The 20428-nt window shown below is 61.9% G+C and carries 19 protein-coding genes, 4 tRNA genes and 1 pseudogene; 15 read left to right on the forward strand and 9 right to left on the reverse strand.

All coding sequences use genetic code 11. From position 1 onward, the window contains the following. The first annotated feature begins 238 nt into the window (after positions 1-238). The 6 genes from MUM_RS0101755 to MUM_RS0101780 all read left to right on the forward strand — a co-directional run bounded on the left by MUM_RS0101755 (position 239) and on the right by MUM_RS0101780 (position 6199). The gene (locus tag MUM_RS0101755) at positions 239-1906 is read left to right on the forward strand and encodes an AMP-binding protein (RefSeq protein ID WP_010166323.1); all 1668 of its coding nucleotides are present in this window, start codon (positions 239-241) and stop codon (positions 1904-1906) included. Positions 1907-1937: 31 nt separating this feature from the next. Further along, positions 1938-2381, forward strand: a complete 444-nt coding sequence (locus MUM_RS0101760; protein ID WP_010166324.1) for a hotdog fold thioesterase — start codon at positions 1938-1940, stop codon at positions 2379-2381. Between the two features lie 98 nt (positions 2382-2479). Then, entirely contained in the window at positions 2480-3289 is an 810-nt protein-coding gene (locus MUM_RS0101765) for an alpha/beta fold hydrolase (RefSeq protein ID WP_010166326.1), read from the forward strand. After that, positions 3286-4140 (forward strand): alpha/beta hydrolase, encoded by an 855-nt coding sequence (locus tag MUM_RS0101770; RefSeq protein ID WP_010166328.1) that lies wholly within the window; start codon positions 3286-3288, stop codon positions 4138-4140. Before MUM_RS0101765 ends, MUM_RS0101770 begins: the two co-directional genes overlap by 4 nt. 102 nt (positions 4141-4242) lie before the next feature. Continuing rightward, entirely contained in the window at positions 4243-5061 is an 819-nt protein-coding gene (locus MUM_RS0101775) for a DUF4892 domain-containing protein (protein ID WP_029615735.1), read from the forward strand. Positions 5062-5134: 73 nt separating this feature from the next. After that, positions 5135-6199 (forward strand): AI-2E family transporter, encoded by a 1065-nt coding sequence (locus tag MUM_RS0101780; protein ID WP_010166331.1) that lies wholly within the window; start codon positions 5135-5137, stop codon positions 6197-6199. A gap of 28 nt (positions 6200-6227) precedes the next feature. On the opposite strand, the gene MUM_RS0101785 is transcribed toward MUM_RS0101780, so the two are convergent. Together MUM_RS0101785 and MUM_RS0101790 are read right to left on the reverse strand one after the other, a co-directional pair. After that, positions 6228-7265 carry a sensor histidine kinase gene (locus MUM_RS0101785; protein ID WP_010166333.1) on the reverse strand — a complete coding sequence of 346 codons (1038 nt, stop codon included), beginning with the start codon at positions 7263-7265 and terminating at the stop codon, positions 6228-6230. Beyond that, positions 7265-8029 carry a response regulator gene (locus tag MUM_RS0101790; protein ID WP_029615736.1) on the reverse strand — a complete coding sequence of 255 codons (765 nt, stop codon included), beginning with the start codon at positions 8027-8029 and terminating at the stop codon, positions 7265-7267. Before MUM_RS0101790 ends, MUM_RS0101785 begins: the two co-directional genes overlap by 1 nt. Before the next feature lie 290 nt (positions 8030-8319). On the opposite strand from MUM_RS0101790, the gene pyrF reads away from it, so the two are divergent. Next, positions 8320-9018, forward strand: coding sequence for an orotidine-5'-phosphate decarboxylase (gene pyrF, locus MUM_RS0101795; RefSeq protein WP_010166337.1), 699 nt, complete (start codon positions 8320-8322; stop codon positions 9016-9018). Positions 9019-9158: 140 nt separating this feature from the next. On the opposite strand, the gene MUM_RS0101800 is transcribed toward pyrF, so the two are convergent. Next, entirely contained in the window at positions 9159-10166 is a 1008-nt protein-coding gene (locus MUM_RS0101800) for an NADP-dependent oxidoreductase (protein WP_010166339.1), read from the reverse strand. 227 nt (positions 10167-10393) lie between these two features. Between MUM_RS0101800 and MUM_RS0101805 the strand changes: the two genes are divergently transcribed. From MUM_RS0101805 to MUM_RS1000000134930, 4 genes and pseudogenes are all read left to right on the forward strand, one after another. Then, the gene (locus MUM_RS0101805; RefSeq protein ID WP_010166341.1) at positions 10394-11155 is read left to right on the forward strand and encodes an SDR family oxidoreductase; all 762 of its coding nucleotides are present in this window, start codon (positions 10394-10396) and stop codon (positions 11153-11155) included. A gap of 203 nt (positions 11156-11358) precedes the next feature. Then, positions 11359-12783, forward strand: coding sequence for an aminotransferase-like domain-containing protein (locus MUM_RS0101810; RefSeq protein WP_010166344.1), 1425 nt, complete (start codon positions 11359-11361; stop codon positions 12781-12783). A 997-nt stretch (positions 12784-13780) separates the two neighbouring features. Continuing rightward, a pseudogene (locus MUM_RS1000000134925) lies at positions 13781-14005 on the forward strand (HAMP domain-containing protein); the annotation flags it as partial. 18 nt (positions 14006-14023) lie between these two features. After that, positions 14024-14866, forward strand: coding sequence for a methyl-accepting chemotaxis protein (locus MUM_RS1000000134930; RefSeq protein WP_443216225.1), 843 nt, complete (start codon positions 14024-14026; stop codon positions 14864-14866). A gap of 36 nt (positions 14867-14902) precedes the next feature. On the opposite strand, the gene MUM_RS0101820 is transcribed toward MUM_RS1000000134930, so the two are convergent. Both MUM_RS0101820 and MUM_RS0101825 read right to left on the reverse strand, forming a co-directional pair. Beyond that, a complete protein-coding gene (locus MUM_RS0101820) occupies positions 14903-15715 on the reverse strand; it encodes an alpha/beta fold hydrolase (protein ID WP_010166347.1) in 813 nt (270 codons plus the stop codon). A 124-nt stretch (positions 15716-15839) separates the two neighbouring features. Further along, positions 15840-16610 carry a hypothetical protein gene (locus tag MUM_RS0101825; protein WP_010166348.1) on the reverse strand — a complete coding sequence of 257 codons (771 nt, stop codon included), beginning with the start codon at positions 16608-16610 and terminating at the stop codon, positions 15840-15842. Between the two features lie 358 nt (positions 16611-16968). Between MUM_RS0101825 and MUM_RS0101830 the strand changes: the two genes are divergently transcribed. The 4 genes from MUM_RS0101830 to MUM_RS0101845 all read left to right on the forward strand — a co-directional run bounded on the left by MUM_RS0101830 (position 16969) and on the right by MUM_RS0101845 (position 17382). Then, a tRNA-Glu gene (locus MUM_RS0101830) sits at positions 16969-17044 on the forward strand. A gap of 3 nt (positions 17045-17047) precedes the next feature. Further along, positions 17048-17123, forward strand: a tRNA-Gly gene (locus MUM_RS0101835). 104 nt (positions 17124-17227) lie between these two features. Further along, positions 17228-17303: transfer RNA gene (locus MUM_RS0101840), tRNA-Glu, on the forward strand. Between the two features lie 3 nt (positions 17304-17306). Further along, a tRNA-Gly gene (locus tag MUM_RS0101845) sits at positions 17307-17382 on the forward strand. Between the two features lie 99 nt (positions 17383-17481). On the opposite strand, the gene MUM_RS0101850 is transcribed toward MUM_RS0101845, so the two are convergent. The 4 genes from MUM_RS0101850 to MUM_RS0101865 form a co-directional block, all read right to left on the reverse strand. Continuing rightward, positions 17482-18027: a hypothetical protein gene (locus tag MUM_RS0101850; RefSeq protein ID WP_010166350.1), complete on the reverse strand. Its 546-nt coding sequence runs from the start codon at positions 18025-18027 to the stop codon at positions 17482-17484. Continuing rightward, positions 18024-18350: a hypothetical protein gene (locus MUM_RS0101855; RefSeq protein ID WP_010166352.1), complete on the reverse strand. Its 327-nt coding sequence runs from the start codon at positions 18348-18350 to the stop codon at positions 18024-18026. Before MUM_RS0101855 ends, MUM_RS0101850 begins: the two co-directional genes overlap by 4 nt. 131 nt (positions 18351-18481) lie before the next feature. Next, positions 18482-19699, reverse strand: a complete 1218-nt coding sequence (locus tag MUM_RS0101860; RefSeq protein WP_010166354.1) for a phospholipase D-like domain-containing protein — start codon at positions 19697-19699, stop codon at positions 18482-18484. A gap of 57 nt (positions 19700-19756) precedes the next feature. Further along, a complete protein-coding gene (locus MUM_RS0101865; RefSeq protein ID WP_010166356.1) occupies positions 19757-20404 on the reverse strand; it encodes a MotA/TolQ/ExbB proton channel family protein in 648 nt (215 codons plus the stop codon). Between the last annotated feature and the right edge of the window lie 24 nt (positions 20405-20428).

A 20428-nucleotide genomic window follows, 5' to 3' on the forward strand; every position in this document is an offset into this window, starting at 1 on the left:
ACCGGAGAGAGGGCACACCGAGCCTGAGCGAGGTGCCGAGTGGTGGGGCAAGAGCGTTTTGCTTACTTTTGCGCTGTTCAAAAGTGAGCCGCCGTAAGGGCGGAACCCATATCAGCCCTGACCGCAGCAACGGATATACCCCCGAAACTTCAGAACTTGCACCCCCTGCGCTCCCATGAAATAGTCCACCCAAGCAAGTGCTTGGTTGGCTACCATCGGAACACACAGGAGCGCGTCCATGTCTGTCGCTTTTCGTTTGCCGTTGCAGGTCTTCTTCGAACGTGAAGCGCGACACCCGCGCCAACGGTTCCTGGTGCAACCCATCAAGGGCGGGGAGGTGCAAATCCTCACCTGGGCCGAAGCCGGCCACCAGGCCCGCTGCGCCGCCCACTGGTTGCGAGCCCGTGAGCTGCCCCAGGGCTCCCACATTGCCCTGATCTCGAAAAACTGCGCCCATTGGATCATCGCCGACCTCGCCATCTGGATGGCCGGCCACGTTTCGGTGCCGCTCTACCCCAACCTCACCGCCGACTCCGTGGCCCACGTACTGGAGCACTCCGAAGCCGCCCTGGCGTTTATCGGCAAGCTGGACGACTGGCCGGCCATGTCTGCCGGAGTGAAGGCCGATCTGCCGACCATCAGTCTGCCGCTGTGCCCCGACGGTGAGTTTGATTTCACCTGGGCCGACCTGCAAACCTGCTCCCCCATCCAGGACAAGCCCGCACCGGCTGCGTCCGACCTAGCCACCATCATTTACACCTCCGGTACCACCGGGCTGCCCAAGGGCGTGATGCACAGCTTTGGCGCCCTGGCCTTTGCAGCCATTCGCGGCACAGAGTTGTTCGGCCTGGGGGAGGGCGATCGCCTGCTCTCCTACCTGCCGCTGTGCCACGTGGCCGAGCGCATGTTTGTGGAAATGGCCTCGATCTACACCGGGCAAACGGTATTTTTCGCCGAGAGCCTCGACACCTTTCTTACCGACCTCAAGCGGGCACGGCCTACGGCGTTGTTCGGCGTACCGCGCATCTGGACCAAATTCCAGATGGGCGTCTACAGCAAAATGCCCGCGAGCCGCCTCGACACCCTGCTGCGCCTGCCCTTTATCGGCAAGCGCGTCGGGCACAAGGTTCTCGCCGGGCTGGGCCTGGACGCAGTGCGTGTAGCAATCTCCGGCGCGGCCCCGGTGCCTGAAGCGCTGTTGCTCTGGTACCGCAGGCTGGGTTTGGATGTGCTGGAGGTGTATGGCATGACCGAAAGCTGCGGCTATTCCCACGTATGCCGCCCCGGCCAACAGAAACTCGGCTGGATCGGCCCGCCATGCCCGGACGTTGAAGTGCGCATCGGTGATGACGGTGAAGTCCAGGTGCGCAGCGGCGCGACCATGCTCGGCTATTTCAAGGACCCCGCAAAAACCGCCGAGACCATCACTGCGGACGGCTTCCTGCGCACCGGTGACAAAGGCGAGCAGGGCGCCGATGGGCGTTTGCGGCTGACCGGGCGGCTCAAGGAGATCTTCAAGACCAGCAAAGGCAAATACGTGGCCCCGGCGCCGATTGAAAACCGTTTGGCCGAGCATGTGCGCATCGAGCAGGTGTGCGTGGTGGGCGATGGCTTGAGCGCGCCCATAGGCTTGTGCGTGTTATCAGCAGGAGGCTTGCAAGATACGACAGGCCACGGGCGTCAGGCGTTGCAGGGCAGTCTTGAGCGCTTGCTGGAAGAGGTTAACCAGGTGCTGGATAAACATGAACGCTTGCGCCAACTGGTGGTAGTGAAAGACAGTTGGGCGGTGGAAAACGGTTTTCTCACGCCGACCTTGAAGATCAAGCGCAACGTGATCGAATCCGTTTACGGGTCGCAGTTTCAGGCCTGGAGCGAGCGCTCCGAGGCCGTGCTGTGGCAGGATTGAGCACTGACATAACACCAATAAGGACTGATCAATGAGCCTGTGGCGCACCCAACCCAATATCGAACAACTCAATGCGATCCAGAAAAACACCATTGGTGAAGTGCTGGATATTCGCTTTGAAAGCGCTGACGACGAGTCCCTGACCGCCAGCATGGTGATCGACCACCGCACCCATCAACCCTACGGCCTGCTGCACGGCGGCGCGTCGGTGGTGCTGGCGGAAACCGTGGGCTCCATGGCCAGTTACCTGTGCATCGACGCCAGCAAGTTCTACTGCGTGGGCCTCGAAATCAACGCTAACCACCTGCGCGGTTTGCGCAGCGGGCGGGTGACGGCGGTGGCCAAGCCGATTCACATCGGGCGCACCACCCATGTGTGGGATATCCGCCTGACCAGCGATGAAGGCAAGGCCAGCTGCGTATCGCGCCTGACCATGGCCGTGGTGCCGCTGGGCGAGAACCCGCCGGCGCGATAGGCATGGCGTGAGTGTCATCATTCCTGGCAGTTACAGTCATTGCCGTGACTGCCCGGTCTGGGGAGAATCAACGCTCTGTTTACGGTGATGGATCAGGTATGTCGCAGCACGTGTTTTTTGCTCACGCCAATGGCTTCCCTTCGGCGACCTACGGCAAATTGTTTGCCGCCCTGGCCCCGGAGTACGCCGTCGCGCATTTGCCGCAGCACGGCCACGACCCCCGGTTTCCGGTGGATGACAACTGGCAGAACCTGGTGGACGAACTGATCCACCACCTTGAACAACAGCCGGAGCCGGTGTGGGGCGTAGGCCATTCATTGGGTGGCGTGCTGCACCTGCACGCGGCCATGCGCTGCCCGCAGTTGTATCGCGGCGTGGTGATGCTCGATTCGCCGGTACTCACCCTGGCCGATCGCTGGGTGATTCGCGCGGCCAAGCGCTTTGGCTTTATCGACCGGCTGACCCCGGCGGGTCGCACCCTCGGCCGTCGTGAAGAGTTCGCCGACCTTGCGGCAGCGCGCCAGTACTTTGCCGGCAAAACCCTGTTTCGCGGCTTTGATCCCGAATGTTTCGACGCTTACCTGCAACATGGCCTGGAGCCGGTGGGTGATCGCCTGCGCCTGCGCTTTGATCCGGCCACCGAAATCAGCATCTACCGTGGCGTGCCCCACACCAGCCCAGGCCAGGTCCGGCAATTGAAGGTACCGCTGGCGGTAGTGCGCGGCCGCCAGAGCCGGGTGGTGATGCGTCACCATGCCAGCGGCGTGGGGCGCATGCCCATGGGCGAAATGCTGACCATGCCCGGCGGCCACATGTTTCCCCTTGAGCGCCCCCAGGACACCGCCACCTTGATCAAAAACCTGTTTACCCGTTGGGAAGCCCGCCAGCGCGAGCGCAGTTGCGCATGACCGCGCCCGTCGAAGAAGTCCGCCTGGCCCTGCCGCACATCGAGTTGGCGGCGCATCTGTTTGGCCCCGAAGACGGCCTGCCGGTCATCGCCCTGCATGGCTGGCTGGACAACGCCAACAGCTTTGCGCGCCTGGCGCCGAAGCTTAATGGCCTGCGCATTGTCGCCCTGGACATGGCCGGCCATGGTCACTCGGCTCATCGCCCCGTCGGCGCGGGTTATTCCCTGTGGGATTACGTCCACGATGTGCTGCAAGTGGCCGAACAACTGGGCTGGAAACGTTTTGCATTACTTGGTCACTCCCTCGGCGCCATCGTTTCCCTCGTGTTGGCCGGTGCCTTGCCGGAGCGGGTGACGCACCTGGGATTGATCGATGGGGTGATCCCGCCGACCGGCACCGCCGATAACGCCGCCGAACGCCTTGGCATGGCGTTGCAGGCGCAACTGGCCCTGCAAGACAAGCGCAAACCGGTGTACAGCACCCTTGATCGTGCGGTGGAAGCGCGGATGAAAGGCGTGGTGGCAGTCAGTCGCGAAGCAGCGGAATTGCTGGCCCAGCGTGGCCTTATGCCGGTGCCGGGCGGTTACACCTGGCGCAGTGACAGCCGTCTGACCCTGGCTTCCCCTATGCGTCTGACAGAAGAACAGGCGATGGCCTTCGTGCGCCGGATCAGCTGTCCGACACAACTGGTGGTGGCTGAAGACGGCATGCTGGCGAAACATTCCGAATTGCTTTCCGGGCTGCCGTTCCAGGTGACGACGTTGCCCGGTGGCCATCATTTGCACCTGAATGACGAGCCGGGCGCTACCCTTGTTGCAGACTGTTTCAATCGGTTCTTCTCCACGCCTTGACTTGGCGGGGTCAACTGCCGAGGCTGGGCGGATCGAAAGGGAGTCAACCATGAACGATCTCAGCACCGCAGCGCACCCCAATGGCCAGGGCGCACTGATCCGATGAGTATGCCGAAGGGATTTATCCGTATTCTGGGGCTGTGCTGTTTCAGCCCGCTGGTGTTCGCCGCCGACGTACCGGGCAGCCAGGACTTGCCCGCCGTGGCCCGTCAGGTCGACGCGCAGATTGTCGACTACCGCCCCGCCGAAGAAAAAGAACGCATCTACCCGCTGGGCTCGATCCGCAAGATCAGCGGCCAGCTGCGCTATGAAGGCCAGGCTACCGCCCGTGGGCTGAATACGGCCATTACCTACGAACTGCCTGCCGAACACACCTCCAGCGCCGCCTTTACCGCCACTCGTGAGGCCTTGCAGGCCCAGGGCGCGCAATTGCTGTTCTGGTGCCAGGCCCGGGATTGCGGCGAAAGCAGCCTGTGGGCCAACGAAGTATTTGGCAACGCCAAGCTGGTAGGCGCCGATGGCCAACAGGAATACCTGTTGCTGCGCCTGGCGGCGCCTCAGGACAATTCCCTGGTCGCTCTGTACGGCATCACCCGGGGCAACCGTCGGGCGTATCTGCATGTGGAGCAACTGGACGCCAGCGCACCGCTGGGCGACTTGCTGCCGACTTCCGCCACGCTGCTGCGGGAGCTGAAAAGCACCGGCGAGCTGGACTTCCCCAAGCTCGGCGCCGAACCTGACGCCACCTGGCTCACGCTGATTTCCCGTGGATTGAACCTGGACGCCACCTTGCGGGTCAGTTTGACCGGGCCTACCGCTGAGGCATGGCGCCAGGGCTTGATCGATCAGGGCGTACGCGCGGCCCGCCTGGAAACCGGCACCGCCGAAGCCAAGGGTTTGCACCTGCATCTGATACGCTGACCGTTCCAGGGCGAACGGACCCGTGCCGTTCGCCTAAGCTCTTCCTCTTACAGACTTCTTTTCGAGAAACCACATGCTCAATAACGATCGCCTGCTGGTGCAAATCCTGCTGCTGGTGTTGTTCGGTGCCAGCTTCTGGGTGATGGCGCCGTTCTGGTCGGCGCTGTTCTGGGGCGCGGTGCTGGCGTTTGCCAGTTGGCCGGTGATGCGTTTGCTCACCCGCTGGCTGGGCGGGCGTGAGTCCCTGGCTGCCGGAATCCTGACCCTGGTCTGGATGCTGTTGGTGGCGTTGCCGCTGGTATGGCTGGGCTTCAACCTCGCAGATCATGTGCGCGATGCCGTGGGCCTGATCAAGGATATCCAAGTGGATGGTTTGCCCGAAGCGCCGGCCTGGCTTGGCTCCATCCCTTTTGTCGGCGAGCGGTTAGTGGCGATGTGGGACAGCATCGACCAGCAAGGCGCGGCGCTGATGGTCACCCTCAAGCCGTACCTGGGGCAGGTGGGCAACTGGTTGCTGGCCCGCAGTGCGCAGATCGGCGGCGGGATTCTGGAGCTGACCCTGAGCCTGGTGTTCGTGTTCTTTTTCTACCGTGACGGCCCGCGACTGGCGATGTTTGTGCATCGCTTGCTGGAGCGCTTGATCGGCGAGCGCGCCGGTTATTACATCGAACTGGTGGCGGGCACCGTGCAACGCGTGGTGAATGGCGTGATCGGTACGGCGGCTGCCCAGGCGGTGCTGGCGCTGATTGGCTTCCTGATTGCCGGGGTGCCGGGGGCGCTGGTGCTGGGCATCGTGACGTTCCTGCTGAGCCTGATTCCCATGGGGCCGCCGTTGGTGTGGATTCCCGCCACGGCGTGGCTGGCGTGGAAGGGCGACTACACCTACGCCGTGTTCCTCGGGGTGTGGGGCACGTTCATCATCAGTGGCGTGGACAACGTGCTCAAGCCGTACCTGATCAGCCGTGGCGGCAACCTGCCGCTGGTGATCGTGCTGTTGGGGGTGTTTGGCGGGTTGATTGCGTTCGGTTTTATCGGCCTGTTTATCGGCCCGACATTGCTGGCAGTGGCGTATAGCCTGTTGACGGACTGGAGCGCCAGCCAGGCTCAGGTGCGGCGGGAAGATAAAGCCGAACAGTAAGGGGGGAAACAGGGCGCAGGAATGATGCCTACGCCCTCGGCAACCACATCACCGCCGTCAGGCCACCGCCTGGCGTTTCCTCCAGGCTCAGCCGTCCACCGAGGCGCTCAACCGCCTCCTTGGAAATGGTCATCCCCAACCCCACGCCGCCGGAATTACGGTTGCGTGAGCCTTCCAGCCGATAAAACGGCTCAAACACCGCTTCACGTTTATCCGCCGCAATTCCAGGGCCATGGTCGATCACCTTGACCACCAGCGCCTGCGGGGTGTCCGCCAGTTCGATGCGTGCCGTGCCGGCATAGCGCAGGGCGTTGTCGATCAGGTTGTTCAGGCACGAACGCAGGGCCATCGGCTGCACCTGCAGCGGCGCGCATTCACCGCTGCATTGCACGTCGGAGCCGCGGTCCTGGGCGTTTTCACTCAGGGATTCCACCAGCGCCTGAACGTCCAGCCAATGCCGGGTTTCGCTGGTGCGTTGTTCGTGCAGGTAGCTCAGGGTGGCGTCGAGCATGCCGATCATGTCGTCCAGGTCCTGGCGCATCTGGCCCTGCAGCTTGGTGTCTTCGATCTGCTCCAGGCGCAGCTTGAGCCGTGACAGCGGCGTGCGCAGGTCATGGGACACCGCGCCGAGCATGCGGGCGCGCTGGGTGACCTGTTCGCGGATGCGCTTTTGCATCAGGTTAAAGGTCGACGCCGCCTGCCGTGCTTCCCGTGGGCCGGACTCGTTCAGCGGCGGGCTGTCGAGGTCCAGGCTCAGGCGCTCGGCCGCGGCACTCAGGCGCTGGATCGGCCGGCTGAGCAGCTTGGCGCCGTACCAGGCTGCAATGATCAGCGAGAAGAACTGGAAGGTCAGCGGCACCACCGGCCCGCCGAACCAGGAGCGGCGATGCTCCTTGGGCATGGGCGTCAGGGTGCCGTCCGGTTGCTCGATGAACGTCTCGTGGGGCGGTGGCGGCGGCGGGCCGTAGTGGTGAAACCAGAAAAATGCCAGCACGTGGGCCAGCACAATAGCCACCAGCAACACACCGAACAGCCGCCCGAACAGGGTGTTGAAGGCGTTGCGCATCAGCCGATATCCCGGGCGTCGAACAGGTAGCCTTCACCGCGTACGGTCTTGATCAATTGCGGCGCTTTGGGGTCATCCCCGAGTTTTTGGCGCAGGCGCGAGACCAGCAAGTCGATGCTGCGATCAAAGGCTTCAATGGAACGACCGCGGGCCGCGTCCAGCAGTTGTTCGCGGCTCAGCACCCGGCGCGGGCGCTCGATAAATACCCACAGCAAACGGAACTCGGCGTTGGACAGCGGCACCACGAGGCCATCGTCGGCCACCAGTTGGCGCAGTACGCTGTTGAGGCGCCAGTTATCGAAGCGGATGTTCGCCCGTTGCTCGGTGCGGTCGTCCCGCACCCGACGCAGGATCGTCTGGATACGCGCCACCAGCTCGCGGGGCTCGAAGGGCTTGGACATGTAGTCGTCGGCCCCCAGTTCGAGGCCGATGATGCGGTCGGTGGGTTCGCAGCGGGCGGTGAGCATCAGGATCGGAATGTCCGATTCAGCCCGCAGCCAGCGGCACAGCGACAGGCCGTCTTCACCCGGCAGCATCAGGTCGAGCACTATTACGTCGAAGGTTTCGGCTTGCATGGCCTGGCGCATGGCCGCGCCATCGGTCACGCCGCTGGCGAGAATATTGAAGCGCGCCAGGTAATCGATCAGCAGTTCGCGGATCGGCACGTCGTCGTCGACGATCAGTGCGCGGGTGTTCCAGCGCTTGTCGTCACCCACAAGCGAGCCTTTTTGATCGTCATTCAGCACAGGAGTCAGGGTTTGCATGGTGCGATCATCTACCTGGTGGGCCGCCGGGCCGAAGGTCGGCGGCGAGGTTGTTGCGTTCAGCATAGGCGCCCAGCCCCGGGGCTGGAAGTTCTGTACGGTGGTTCACGTGTGCGAGGCTAGTCTTCGGGGGTATTGCAGGCATGTCGGGAATGTATCTGTTTTGACACAATTGCCCGGGAGCCCGCAATCTGGCGGGTAAATCGCGAATTACCGATCATCGGATCCCGCAAACGCGCTGCTTGCGCTACAATCCGCGCCGATTTCGACTTGCCTGAGAGCCCATTCCAATGTCCGTCTGCCAGACTCCTATCATCGTCGCCCTGGATTACCCCACTCGTGACGCCGCACTGAAGCTGGCTGACCAGTTGGACCCCACGCTTTGCCGGGTCAAGGTCGGCAAGGAACTGTTCACCAGTTGCGCCGCAGAAATTGTCGGCACCTTGCGTGACAAGGGCTTCGAGGTGTTCCTCGACCTGAAATTCCACGACATCCCCAACACCACCGCGATGGCGGTCAAGGCCGCCGCCGAAATGGGCGTGTGGATGGTCAATGTGCACTGCTCCGGCGGTTTGCGCATGATGGCTGCGTGCCGTGAAGTGCTCGATCAGCGCACTGGCCCCAAACCGCTGCTGATTGGCGTGACCGTGCTGACCAGCATGGAACGTGAAGATCTGGCCGGCATCGGCCTGGACATCGAGCCACAGGAACAAGTGCTGCGCCTTGCCGCCCTGGCGCAAAAGGCCGGCCTGGACGGCCTGGTGTGCTCGGCGCTGGAAGCCCAGGCGCTGAAGACCGCCCACCCGTCGCTGCAACTGGTGACCCCGGGGATTCGCCCGGCGGGCAGCGCCCAGGACGACCAGCGTCGCATTCTGACCCCGCGCCAGGCCCTGGATGCCGGTTCCGATTACCTGGTGATCGGTCGCCCGATCAGCCAGGCGGCCGACCCGGCCAAGGCGCTGGCGGCGGTGGTTGCCGAGATCGCCTGAAACCAGGCGCGGTAAAAAATGTGGGAGCCGGGCTTGCCCGCGATGCAGGCGACTCGGTGTTTCTTTGACACCAAGGCGATGCTATCGCGGGCAAGCCCGGCTCCCACATTGATAGTGGCCACAGAACGATCTGCGGTGTGTCAGCTGACTTTCAACACCAGCTTCCCAAAGTTCTCGCCGTTGAACAGTTTCATCAACGTTTCCGGGAACGTCTCCAGCCCTTCGACGATATCTTCCTTGCTCTTGAGCTTGCCCTGAGCCATCCAGCCGGCCATCTCCTGCCCGGCAGCGGCGAAGTTCGCCGCGTGGTCCATCACCACAAACCCTTCCATGCGCGCACGATTGACCAGCAATGACAGGTAATTGGCCGGCCCTTTGACGGCTTCCTTGTTGTTGTACTGGCTGATGGCACCGCAGATCACCACCCGCGCTTTCAACGCCAGGCGGCTGAGCACGGCATCAAGGATGTCACCGCCAACGTTATCGAAATACACGTCCACGCCCTTTGGGCACTCGCGCTTGAGGCCGGCATGCACGTCTTCGTTCTTGTAGTCGATGGCCGCATCAAAACCCAGCTCATCTACCAGGAACTTGCATTTGTCGGCACCGCCGGCAATGCCCACCACGCGGCAGCCTTTGATCTTGGCAATTTGCCCGGCAATGCTGCCCACCGCACCCGCCGCGCCGGAAATCACCACCGTGTCGCCGGCCTTGGGCGCGCCGGTGTCCAGCAGGGCGAAGTAGGCGGTCATGCCGGTCATCCCCAGCGCCGACAAATAGCGTGGCAACGGTGCCAGTTTCGGATCGACCTTGTAGAAACCTCGCGGCTCGCCGAGGAAGTAATCCTGCACGCCGAGGGCGCCGTTGACGTAGTCACCCACGGCAAATTTCGGGTTGTTCGAGGCGATGACCTTGCCTACGCCCAAGGCGCGCATGACTTCGCCGATACCCACCGGCGGAATGTAGGATTTGCCCTCGTTCATCCAGCCTCGCATGGCCGGGTCCAGGGACAGGTATTCGTTGTGCACCAGCACCTGCCCGTCCTGGGGCTTGCCCACCGGTACTTCCTGGTAGGTGAAGGTGTCCCGCGTGGCAGCGCCGACCGGGCGTTTGGCGAGCAGGAATTGGCGGTTGGTCTGGGCAGTCATGGCAGGGACTCTTGAGAAGTGGACCTTGAGTGATAGACCCTTAAGGCCGCACCGGCAAGGTCCGGGGCACCTGCGAATGCCCGTCGATCCACTGTGATGATAGTGAGGCTGGTGGCGTTATCACTGCGGCTCATGGTTCGCCAACCGGGCGTTTGATAGTGCTGACGCGCCCGTCATCGCTCTGGCTAGACTGAGGTCATCCAGCATCCCCATCGAAGGACATCCCCATGAGCATGACGTTTTCCGGCCAGGTCGCCCTGGTGACCGGTGCAGCCGCCGGCATTGGCCGCGCCACTGCACTGGCATTCGCCGCTGAAGGCTTGAAAGTCGTAGTCGCCGACCTGGACGTGGCGGGCGGCGAGGGCACCGTCGCGCAGATTCATCAGGCCGGTGGCGAGGCAGTGTTTGTGCGTTGCAATGTCACCCTTGAGGCGGATGTGCAGCAGTTGATGCAGCAGACCCTGGCCACCTATGGCCGGCTGGACTATGCCTTCAACAACGCCGGGATCGAGATCGAAAAGGGCAAGTTGGCCGACGGCAGCGTGGACGAGTTCGACGCAATCATGGGCGTCAACGTCAAGGGCGTGTGGTTGTGCATGAAGTACCAATTGCCATTGCTGCTGGCCCAGGGCGGCGGCGCCATCGTCAATACCGCGTCGGTGGCCGGCCTTGGGGCGGCGCCGAAGATGAGCATCTATGCCGCGTCCAAGCACGCGGTGATCGGCCTGACCAAGTCGGCGGCGATCGAGTACGCGAAAAAGAAAATCCGCGTCAACGCAGTGTGCCCGGCCGTGATCGACACCGATATGTTCCGCCGTGCCTATGAAGCCGACCCGCGCAAAGCTGAATTTGCCGCCGCCATGCACCCAGTCGGGCGTATTGGCAAGGTCGAGGAAATCGCCAGTGCGGTGCTTTATTTGTGCAGCGACGGCGCCGCATTTACCACGGGCCAGGCCTTGGCGATAGACGGTGGAGCGACCGCTATTTAGGAACTGATGCTGATGCCATTCAGAAAAGCGTTGGAGGCGCTGTGGGGCTTTTCCGCAGGTGGCCAGATGCCTTGGCTGAATGTGTATCAGTAGGTAAATAATTCAATTAAATCAATGATTTAATAAAACTTGGCGACGGCTGTTGCCGAGCTTCTGTGCTTAACTGGATTGGGTTAAATGACAACAGTTTAAGTGAGTGGCTCATGGATTTAGGGATCGATCGACAAGCCCTTGTACCGGTAGTGCAGCAAATCGTCAGCGCGTTGGCCGCCTGGATTCGCGAAAGCGGGGTCAGCCCCGGGACGCGGTTGCCCTCGGTTCGGCAACTGGCCCACGAGAACCTGCTCAGCCAGTCCAGCGTCATCGAAGCGTTCGAGCGGATGGTTGCGCAAGGCGTTCTGGCCTCACGGCAAGGCGCGGGTTTCTTTGTGGCCCAGCCACCTGCCGAACCCGGCCTGAGTAGCGAAAACCCATGGTATGAGGGCGCCGAGTCGGGGTGGGGCACTTTCATCGATAATCAACTGGGTGAATTGAAACTGGGCTGCGGCTGGCTGCCGGATACCTGGCGCGAGAGCGATGACATCAGCTACGCGATTCGTGAGGTCACCCGCACCGATACCGCCGCCGTCTTCAACTACAGTACGCCGCTGGGGCTGCCGGCCCTGCGTGAACAACTGCTCAAGCGTCTGTCCCACATCCACGTGGCGACCCGGGTCGACCATATCCTGACCACCCAGGGCGCGAGCCACGCCCAGGACCTGCTGATCCGTACGCTGCTCAAGGCCGGCGACACCGTGGTGGTGGAAAGCCCGGGTTACGGCAACCTGTACCGGCTACTGGCCTTTCACGGGGTCAAACTGCTGGAAGTGCCGCGCACGCGCCGCGGCCCGGACATGCCGGCACTCGAGGCGCTGTTACGCGGGCATCGGCCCAAGTGCGTGTTCATCAACAGCCTGTATCACAACCCCACTGGCACCAGCCTGTCCCTGGACGTGGCCGAACGCTTGCTGCAACTGGCCCATTCCCAGGACTTCTTCATTGTCGAGGAAGACGTCTATGGCGATCTGCAACCCGCCACTTGCACCCGGGTGTCGGCGTTGCCACACGAGGACCGGGTGATCTATATCTCGAGTTTCTCCAAGACCCTCAGCAGTGCCCTGCGCGTGGGGTATCTCACGGCCAGTGGGGCAATCATCGAGCAGTTGGTCAGGGTCAAGACCTTGACTGGCATCGGCACGTCGCGGTTTGCCGAGGCGGTGGTGGCCACGTTGCTGGCCAATGGCACCTATCGCAAGTGGGTGCAACGCCTGCGGCGGCGCTTGAGCACGGAAATGGCCATGACCCTGCAGGTACTGGAAGACGAGGAGTGGGAGGTGTTTGCGGCGCCGGCGGGTGGCATGTTTGTGTGGACCCGCCCTGGGATGGGCGACCGTTCAACGCTGCAGGCAAGGGCTCGTCGGCTGGGGGTGCTGCTGTCGCCGGGGGCGCTTTTCAGCCCGACGGGCGAACACAGTGACTGGCTGCGCATCAACGTGGCCTATGCTGCTGATCAACGTGCCCTCGCGTTGTTCAGGGCGATGGGCCCAGCAGGATCGACCTCTACCATTCTGAAAACGACGAGGATATAGCTTTTTGCCATTATTGTGGCGCCAAACGCTTGTGTTCGGTGCCCCGGGGTTGCGAATCTCGCTGCATCGAAACCGGGCTTGATGGCATTCGCCATTGCAAGAGGACTCAAGTGCAATGATTTCTGCCGCGCAACGACGTTTTGCCAACCTCGGTATGGCAAAGAAACTGGGCTTGGGCTTTGCCTTGGTGTTGCTGTTGACGGCGCTCGTGGCCGCGATTGGCGTGTGGTCGCTGCAAACCGTCGGCCAGCGTTTCGAGGGCCTTAAAGCCATGTCGGCGCTCAACAGCGGCCTGCTCAAGGTGCGCCTGATCGAGCAGGACTACGCGCTGCATGCCGACCCCAAGTCGGTGGATGCCTTGCACGAAAGCGTCGACGCGTTGGCGGCCCAGGCGGTGATTCTCAAGGGCCAGTCGCCCGTCAATGTCCCGGTGATGAATGATGTCGAGCAGGCGCTGGCGGCCTATCGCAAGGCGTTCGACGAGTTTGTCGAATTGACCCAGACCAAGGACCTGGCGCTGGAAATGGCCAGTTGGTCTGTCTCCAGTGTGGCCAACAATCTCGATGTGTTGCAGGCCGGCCTGGCGGACGACGGCGCCTATGGCCTCAAGGAAAGCCAGGGCAAGGAAGGCGCGGAATTTATCGAGCAGGCCGGGCAGGTCAGCCAGGTCTCGCGCCTGATGCTGCAAGCCATGAACGAAGCGCACGTGCGCCTGGATCAAAGCCGCAAGGGCGATGACGAGAGCGCCGAGCAAGGCAAGATCGAGCAGGCTGACCAGGCCCTGGCTCAGGTTGAACAGCTGAAAACCACGGTCAAGGACCCCGGCTATCAAACCGTGTTGAACGAAGTGTCAGGGCATATCGCGGCCTTCAGCGAAAAACTCGGCGAGTACACCGGCCTGCTGGCCCAGGAAAAGGTGGTCTACAAGCAACTGCACGAGCGTGCCGCCGAGGTGGTGACCCGGGTCAACCAGGCGTATGACGCAGAAGACCTGTCGATGCAGGCGCAGTTGAAAAAAAGCGCGCTGCTGATCATTGGCTCTTCAGCCCTGGCCTTGCTGGTCGGGCTGATTGCCGCATGGATCATTACCCGGTTGATCGTCGCCCCGCTGCGCAGCGTGATTGCAGTAGCCCAGCAGATTGCCGCCGGTGACCTCAGTGGTCGCATGGAGGTCAGCCGTCGGGATGAGATGGGGCAGTTGATGCTTGCGATGCAGCAAATGAGCGGTGGCCTGAGCAGCATGGTCAGCGGGTTGCAGGCGGGTATCGAACAACTGGCCAGTTCCGCTCATTCGCTGTCCAGCGTGACCGAACAGACCAACGTCGAGGTCAGCAATCAGAAGGAAGAGACCGAGCAGGTTGCGACGGCGATGAACCAGATGACCGCCACCGTGCACGATGTGGCGCGCAACGCCGAGGAAGCGGCCCAGGCTGCGCAGACGGCGGATGACAAAGTCGACAGCGGCCAGCAGGTGGTGCGCCAGAGTTTGCAGCGTATCGAGTTGCTGGCCAGTTCGGCCACCTCTGCCAGTACCAGCATCGAAAGCCTGAGTGCGGAAATCCAGAATATCGGCACCGTGCTCGAGGTGATCAAAAGCGTGGCCGAGCAAACCAACCTGCTGGCCCTGAATGCGGCCATCGAGGCGGCGCGGGCGGGTGAGCAGGGCCGTGGTTTTGCGGTGGTGGCCGATGAGGTACGGGCGCTGGCCAAGCGTACCCAGCAATCCACCGAGGAAATCGAGCGCCTGGTCAGCACCCTGCGCAGCGCGGCGCAGTCTTCGGTGCAGCAGATCAAACAGAGCGGCGAGCTGGTCAAGCTGGCGGTCAGTGATGCCCTGGAAACCGAAAGCGCCCTGGGCAGCATTGCGGCAGCGGTGTCGTTGATCCAGCAGATGAACCAGCAGATTGCCGCGGCGGCGGAAGAGCAAAGCTCGGTGGCCGAGGAAATCAATCGCAGCGTCACCAGCATCCGGGCGAGTGCCGATCAATCGGCGTTGAGCATGCAGGGCAATGCGGCGTCGAGCATTGAGCTGGCGCAGTTGGGCACGGAGCTTAAGGGGATGGTCGGGCACTTCCGCCTTTGACCACCGCGCGCCTGCGGTGATCAAAGGGCAGGGCGGTCAGGCGTGGTTGGCGAGGAAGGTCAGCAGGGCTTCATTGACGAAGTCCGGGTTTTCCCGGCTGGAGATATGCCCGGCGTCCGGGATCAACGTCAGTGTGCAGCCGATCAAGCCCGCCATTTCTTCTGACTCGGCCGGTGGGCGTGGCTTGTCTTGCTCCCCGCACATCACCAGGGTGGTGTCGGCGTCGAGGCGCGAAAGCTGTTCCAGCACATCCGCGCGGCTGAAGATAATCCGGCCCAGGGGCACGATGCTTTGCAGCAGGCGCTCTTTGGGGAAGGCTTTCAGTGTGTTGCGAAAGTCCTGATACAGGGCTGATTCCCGGTCGATGCCGGGGCGGAAGAAGATCGGTGCGACCACATCCAGCAGCGGTTCCGGAATGGCGCCGGCGTCTTCGATCATCTTGAACAGCGAAAAGTAATACTGGCGAGTGGCTTCCGGCTCGGCGCCCAGGTGTGTGTCCATCAGCACCAGGCTGTTGACCCGCTCGGGTGCGAGCAGTGCCAGGCGTGCGCCCCACATGCCGCCGACCGACAAACCCACGAGGTTGACCCGGGCGATGTCCAGATGATCCAGCAGGGCCAGGTTCTGGCGCGCGAGGTCGTCCAGGGAGGCGGTGTTTGCAGGCAGCGGGCCGGACTCGCCGTGGCCCCACAGCTCGGGGACGATCACCCGGTACTGTTGCGAAAGGGCTTCGATCTGCGGTGCCCACATCTGGCTGTCCCACAGATAGCTGGAACCGAGGAGAACGGCCGGGCCGGTGCCCAGGTCGAGGTAGTGCAGCGGTTGTCCATCGATAAGCGCGACAGGCATGGCAAAGCCCTTTTCGTTAACGGAGAGAGGGGGCCTTTTTTACGCTATTCATGGGGCGGGGGATAGGTGCAGAGTGATGGCATGTGGTGAGTGGGCTTGCCCCGCTCACCACACTGGCAGGGGATCAGTCGTAGATGACTTTCTTTTTCCAGTCCGCATCTGCATCGACCACTTTCAGGCCTTCGGTCAATTCATTGACCTCGTCTTCAGCTGGCTGGATGTTGGTCAGCACCATGGAGTTGGCGCGCGCGAGTTGTTTCTCCAGGAGTTGCAGTTGCTGGCTATACACCACCGGCTCCGGCTGCTTGCGCAGGTATTGCACACCGCGCTCGAACGCCAGGCGTGCCTGGCCCGGCTGGCCCTGTTGCAGCGCGTGCTGGCCCAGGTTGTTGAAGAACTCGATGTGCAGCAGCACCAGGATATGGCGGATTTCCTTGATCCAGTGCTTGGCTTCATTGGTCGGCAGGAAACCGTCCTGGGCCGCGCGGGTGACCTGACCATGCAAGGCTTCCAGCAGGAAGCGCACATCCTTGGCCTTGGCTTCGGTCTGGATCGGGGCCGGCGGGTTGTTCACCGGGATCGATTCGCCCTGGGCCACCAGCGCGTTGAGTTCGGTGATACGTGCTTTGAGGGCGGCGTTGGACCTGTCGAGGTTCAGCAGGCGCTGGTTGACGTTGAGCTCCAGGCGGGTCAGCAGCAACTTGAGTCGCGGCGTCATCAGCTGGCCTGGGAACGTCTCGGTGATTTCACCGCAGCGACGCAGCCGGTCATTGAGTTCGATCCGGGTCCGGTTCTTTTCCAGCTTATTGTTTTCCACCACGTGGTTCATGTAGCCAATGGCGATCAGTATTACGATCCCGGCTATTACCAGCAGGGTGATCATGAGTGGTGTCACCGGTGTGACCTCTTTATAGGGTTTGCGTTGAAGTGTAGTGACTGGGGCACTGGCCGGATAGGACTGAGCGACCAGTTGCGTCAGTAGTTTCTTCTATATAGCGAGGCAGTCCCTGCGTAGCTGCACATTGCCATCATTTGCTGCAGCGAACTATAGCGCCTTGTCGAACGCCAGAATATAGGCGTCAAAGCCTGGACGGCGAGAAACCCTTGCAACCCCCGTAAACCACGGCGAAGTCATTGATTTAAATAAATTTATCCTTGGGGGTTGACGACCTCCCAATCCATCCATAGAATGCGCGCCACTTACAGCGTAAAGCACACAGCGAAACGCGGTAGGGAGTGAATGTTGTACGTGTGTCCCCTTCGTCTAGTGGCCTAGGACACCGCCCTTTCACGGCGGTAACAGGGGTTCGAGTCCCCTAGGGGACGCCATATGCGGGAATAGCTCAGTTGGTAGAGCACGACCTTGCCAAGGTCGGGGTCGCGAGTTCGAGTCTCGTTTCCCGCTCCAAATTTAAGCAGTGTTGCTCTCGGGCGGCACTGAGTGAAACCAGGGCGTAATCTTCGGATTTAATCTCTGGGCACTGAAATACACACCATGTGTTTCAGTAGCGTGTCCCCTTCGTCTAGTGGCCTAGGACACCGCCCTTTCACGGCGGTAACAGGGGTTCGAGTCCCCTAGGGGACGCCATTTGCGGGAATAGCTCAGTTGGTAGAGCACGACCTTGCCAAGGTCGGGGTCGCGAGTTCGAGTCTCGTTTCCCGCTCCATATTTAACGAAAACGCCGATCAGCAATGATCGGCGTTTTTGTTTGTGGGTTTTTTATGGGCCGGGGCGCAACGCCTGGACCCACGTCGCACCTGAATCCCTAGAAGTTATCCATCGCGTGGCACATCGACAGCCTTCCCGACGGCGTCGGTTCAATCGGACTCCATCGTTCGGCGCCCTTCGGCAGTTCCGCCAGCTCGAACGCACAACTGCGGGACAGGGATGCGCGCACCATGTAATCCATGCCGGGCTTGGGGATAAAGGTCATGGTGTTGAAACATTGCCGCCCAACGTTCGGTAGCCCAAGGTAATGAAAGGCGATGGGCGTGTTTGCCGGGATCACCAGTTCGGACGACACTGCACCGTCCCACGTATAAATCGGCCCCGGCATACCCAGGCTTGCGCCATTGCGATCTGCGAAGCCGGATTTGGCGGACACCATCACGCCGGCGCCCGGCACATTCCAGTCCAGGCAATCACGTCCGGGCACCGCGCGCACCATGCCGTCACTGGTAATGCGCAAGCGCGCCGTCTCGGCGGACGGCGGCGCGGTATACGCGGTGTTGAGGGAGCGGACGTTATACACCTGGCCACAGCCGGTGAGCAGTATCAGGAGCAGGGCGGGGGCAACTCGTAACGCCCTCATGACGGGCGGCAGTTCTGGCTGGGCGACAACTGCGGCGCCGGTTCAAAGCGCACTTGTTGCAGGCCGTCGGCGCCCTGGAAGATGAAGTACTTGGAGCGGCAATCCTTGAACATCGCCGAATACCCCTCGGCCCGGAATCCCTTCCCGTCGACTTGCCTGGTCACCGTATTGTTGCGGCTGACCACGGCAAGCACCTGCTCATAGCTGTCGCCCATCTTTACCCCCGGTTCACCGGTGGTGGTCATCGAGTTGGCGCAGCCGCCGAGCCCGAGGGCCGCCCAAGCCAGCGCGGCACCGCACAGTCCATTGCGTGTGTTGTTCATTCCCTGCTCTCCATCCCTGAGTATTGATCGGCGAATATGCAGGGTTGGTCAGCGTAATGGCGGAAAAGTGCAACATTCATATCTGGCAATGTGACATTGCCCGCAAAGTCATGCCGTTTGCGGGCAAGGGTTCAAGGTTTGCCCGGATGCGGCTGCGGGTACTCGCTCGTCACGTCCAGCGCTTTGGCATAAGGCCCATCCCACAACTGCTCGTGTAAATCTCCCACACGCTTGGCCATTGCTTCACTGCGCATCACCACTTCCAGATTGCGCGAGTTATCGAAATAACCCCCCAGCCAGTTACTGGTACCCACCCATGCCACTTGCCCGTCAATCTCCATGGTCTTGCTGTGAATCACCCGCGCATAGGGAATGAACCCTTGCTTGGCCTCGGGCAGGGTGACGATCTTGATCTCGACATTCGGCAGCACTGCCAGGCTTTTCAGGTACGGCAATTCCAGCGCTTCGGTGTTCCAGTTGGACACCATCAACTTGATCGACACCCCGCGCGCCGCCGCTGCACGCAACGCGTTGTCGATCACCGCATAGTAAGGCCGGGTTCTGTCGGGCCCGTAGGACAGCGGCGCGTAGTCCAGCAGTTGTACCCGCACTTCCTTTTTCGCCTCGCCGAGCAGGCGTGGCAGTTCCAGTTGTGAGTCGCCCACGCCAGGCGGGTTGTAACGCTGGGGACTGGCTACCAGATAGTTGCCGGTGCGCGCAGGTAGAGCGCCTGCGGCGGGCAAGGCGACGGGTTTGTTATCGGTCAGCGCCGCCTGGGCCTGCCAATCCTGGTCAAAGATCGCCTGGGTCTGGGCGACGACGTTGGCATCACTGATCAGCAGCCCGGTTTCGTGGATATGTTCCAGCGAGCGCCAGTCGAAGTTCTGGCTGCCGATAAACGCCTGCTTGCCGTCCACCACCATGTATTTGGCGTGGATGATCCCGCCGCTCAGCTTGCCGTAGGGCAGGATGCGGAAGGTCAGGTTGGGAATGGCTTTCAGACGTTCCAGGGTGGAAGCTTCCGACAGCCGCACGCCTTTTTCTTCCAGCAGGAAGCGAATTTTCACCCCGCGTTTGCCGGCGGCTTCCAGGTGTTCAATCACCGTGTCCATCACCGAGCCAGGATGGTCCGCCGCGTAAAACTGGCCGATGTCGATGCGACTTTTCGCGCCGTCGAACAGCTCGATCCACACGGGGCCGGGTTGGCGCAGGTCCGCCGTCCCCAATTGGGTGTCCACCGGCACGGTGTGCACCAACTCAAACCCCGGAATAGAAAAGTCCGCCTGGGCAAGCGGACTGAGGAGCAGGCCTGCGAGGCCGGCGATACGTAGCTTCAGCGATATGGACATAGGCGTCTCATCGGGCAAAAAGAAAGGGCGGGCGCAAACGGCGCCCGCCCTGAAAGGTCACGCAGTGCGGCTGTGCAGCGGGGTCGGCACCAGGTGCGGCACTTCACCTTGGACGCGGGCACCGGTTGCGGCGCGGATCAGCAGGATTTTCAGCTGGTCGTTGATGCGTTCCAGGCTGTCCTGGAAGAAGTTGTGGAACACCACGCAGAACAGGGCGATGGCAATACCCAGGCCGGTGGCGAACAAGGCCGTACCGATACCACCGGAAATCTGGCCCGGGTCGGACACGCCGGCACTGGCCAGCGCCTTGAAGGTGTCGATGATGCCGAGGATGGTGCCCAGCAGGCCGAGCAGCGGTGCGGCGGTGGTGATGGTTTCGATGATCCACAGGCTGCGGGACAGCGGCGCGCGGGTCTTGAGGTATTGGGTTTCGATTTCGTCGTCCAGGTCTTTGCGCGAACCATGGGAGGCCTTCTGCGCGAGGATCGGCAGCACCATGCTCAGCGGCAGGCTGTCGCGGCGCGTCAGGTTTTCCGGCAGGTCGCGTTCGCTGTGCACGTTGGCGCCGAGCACTTCAGTCAGCGCGCGGGCCTGGCGACGCACGTAGGCGAAGTAGATGCCCCGTTCGATGGTGATAAAGATCGCAATCGCCAGCGCGGCGTACATCACATAAAAGGTAATTTGGTGAAGCAGGTTCATGTCCATGAGTGTTTTCCTCTCAGGTGATTA

Source organism: Pseudomonas sp. PAMC 25886 (assembly GCF_000242655.1).
Classification (GTDB): Bacteria; Pseudomonadota; Gammaproteobacteria; order Pseudomonadales; family Pseudomonadaceae; genus Aquipseudomonas.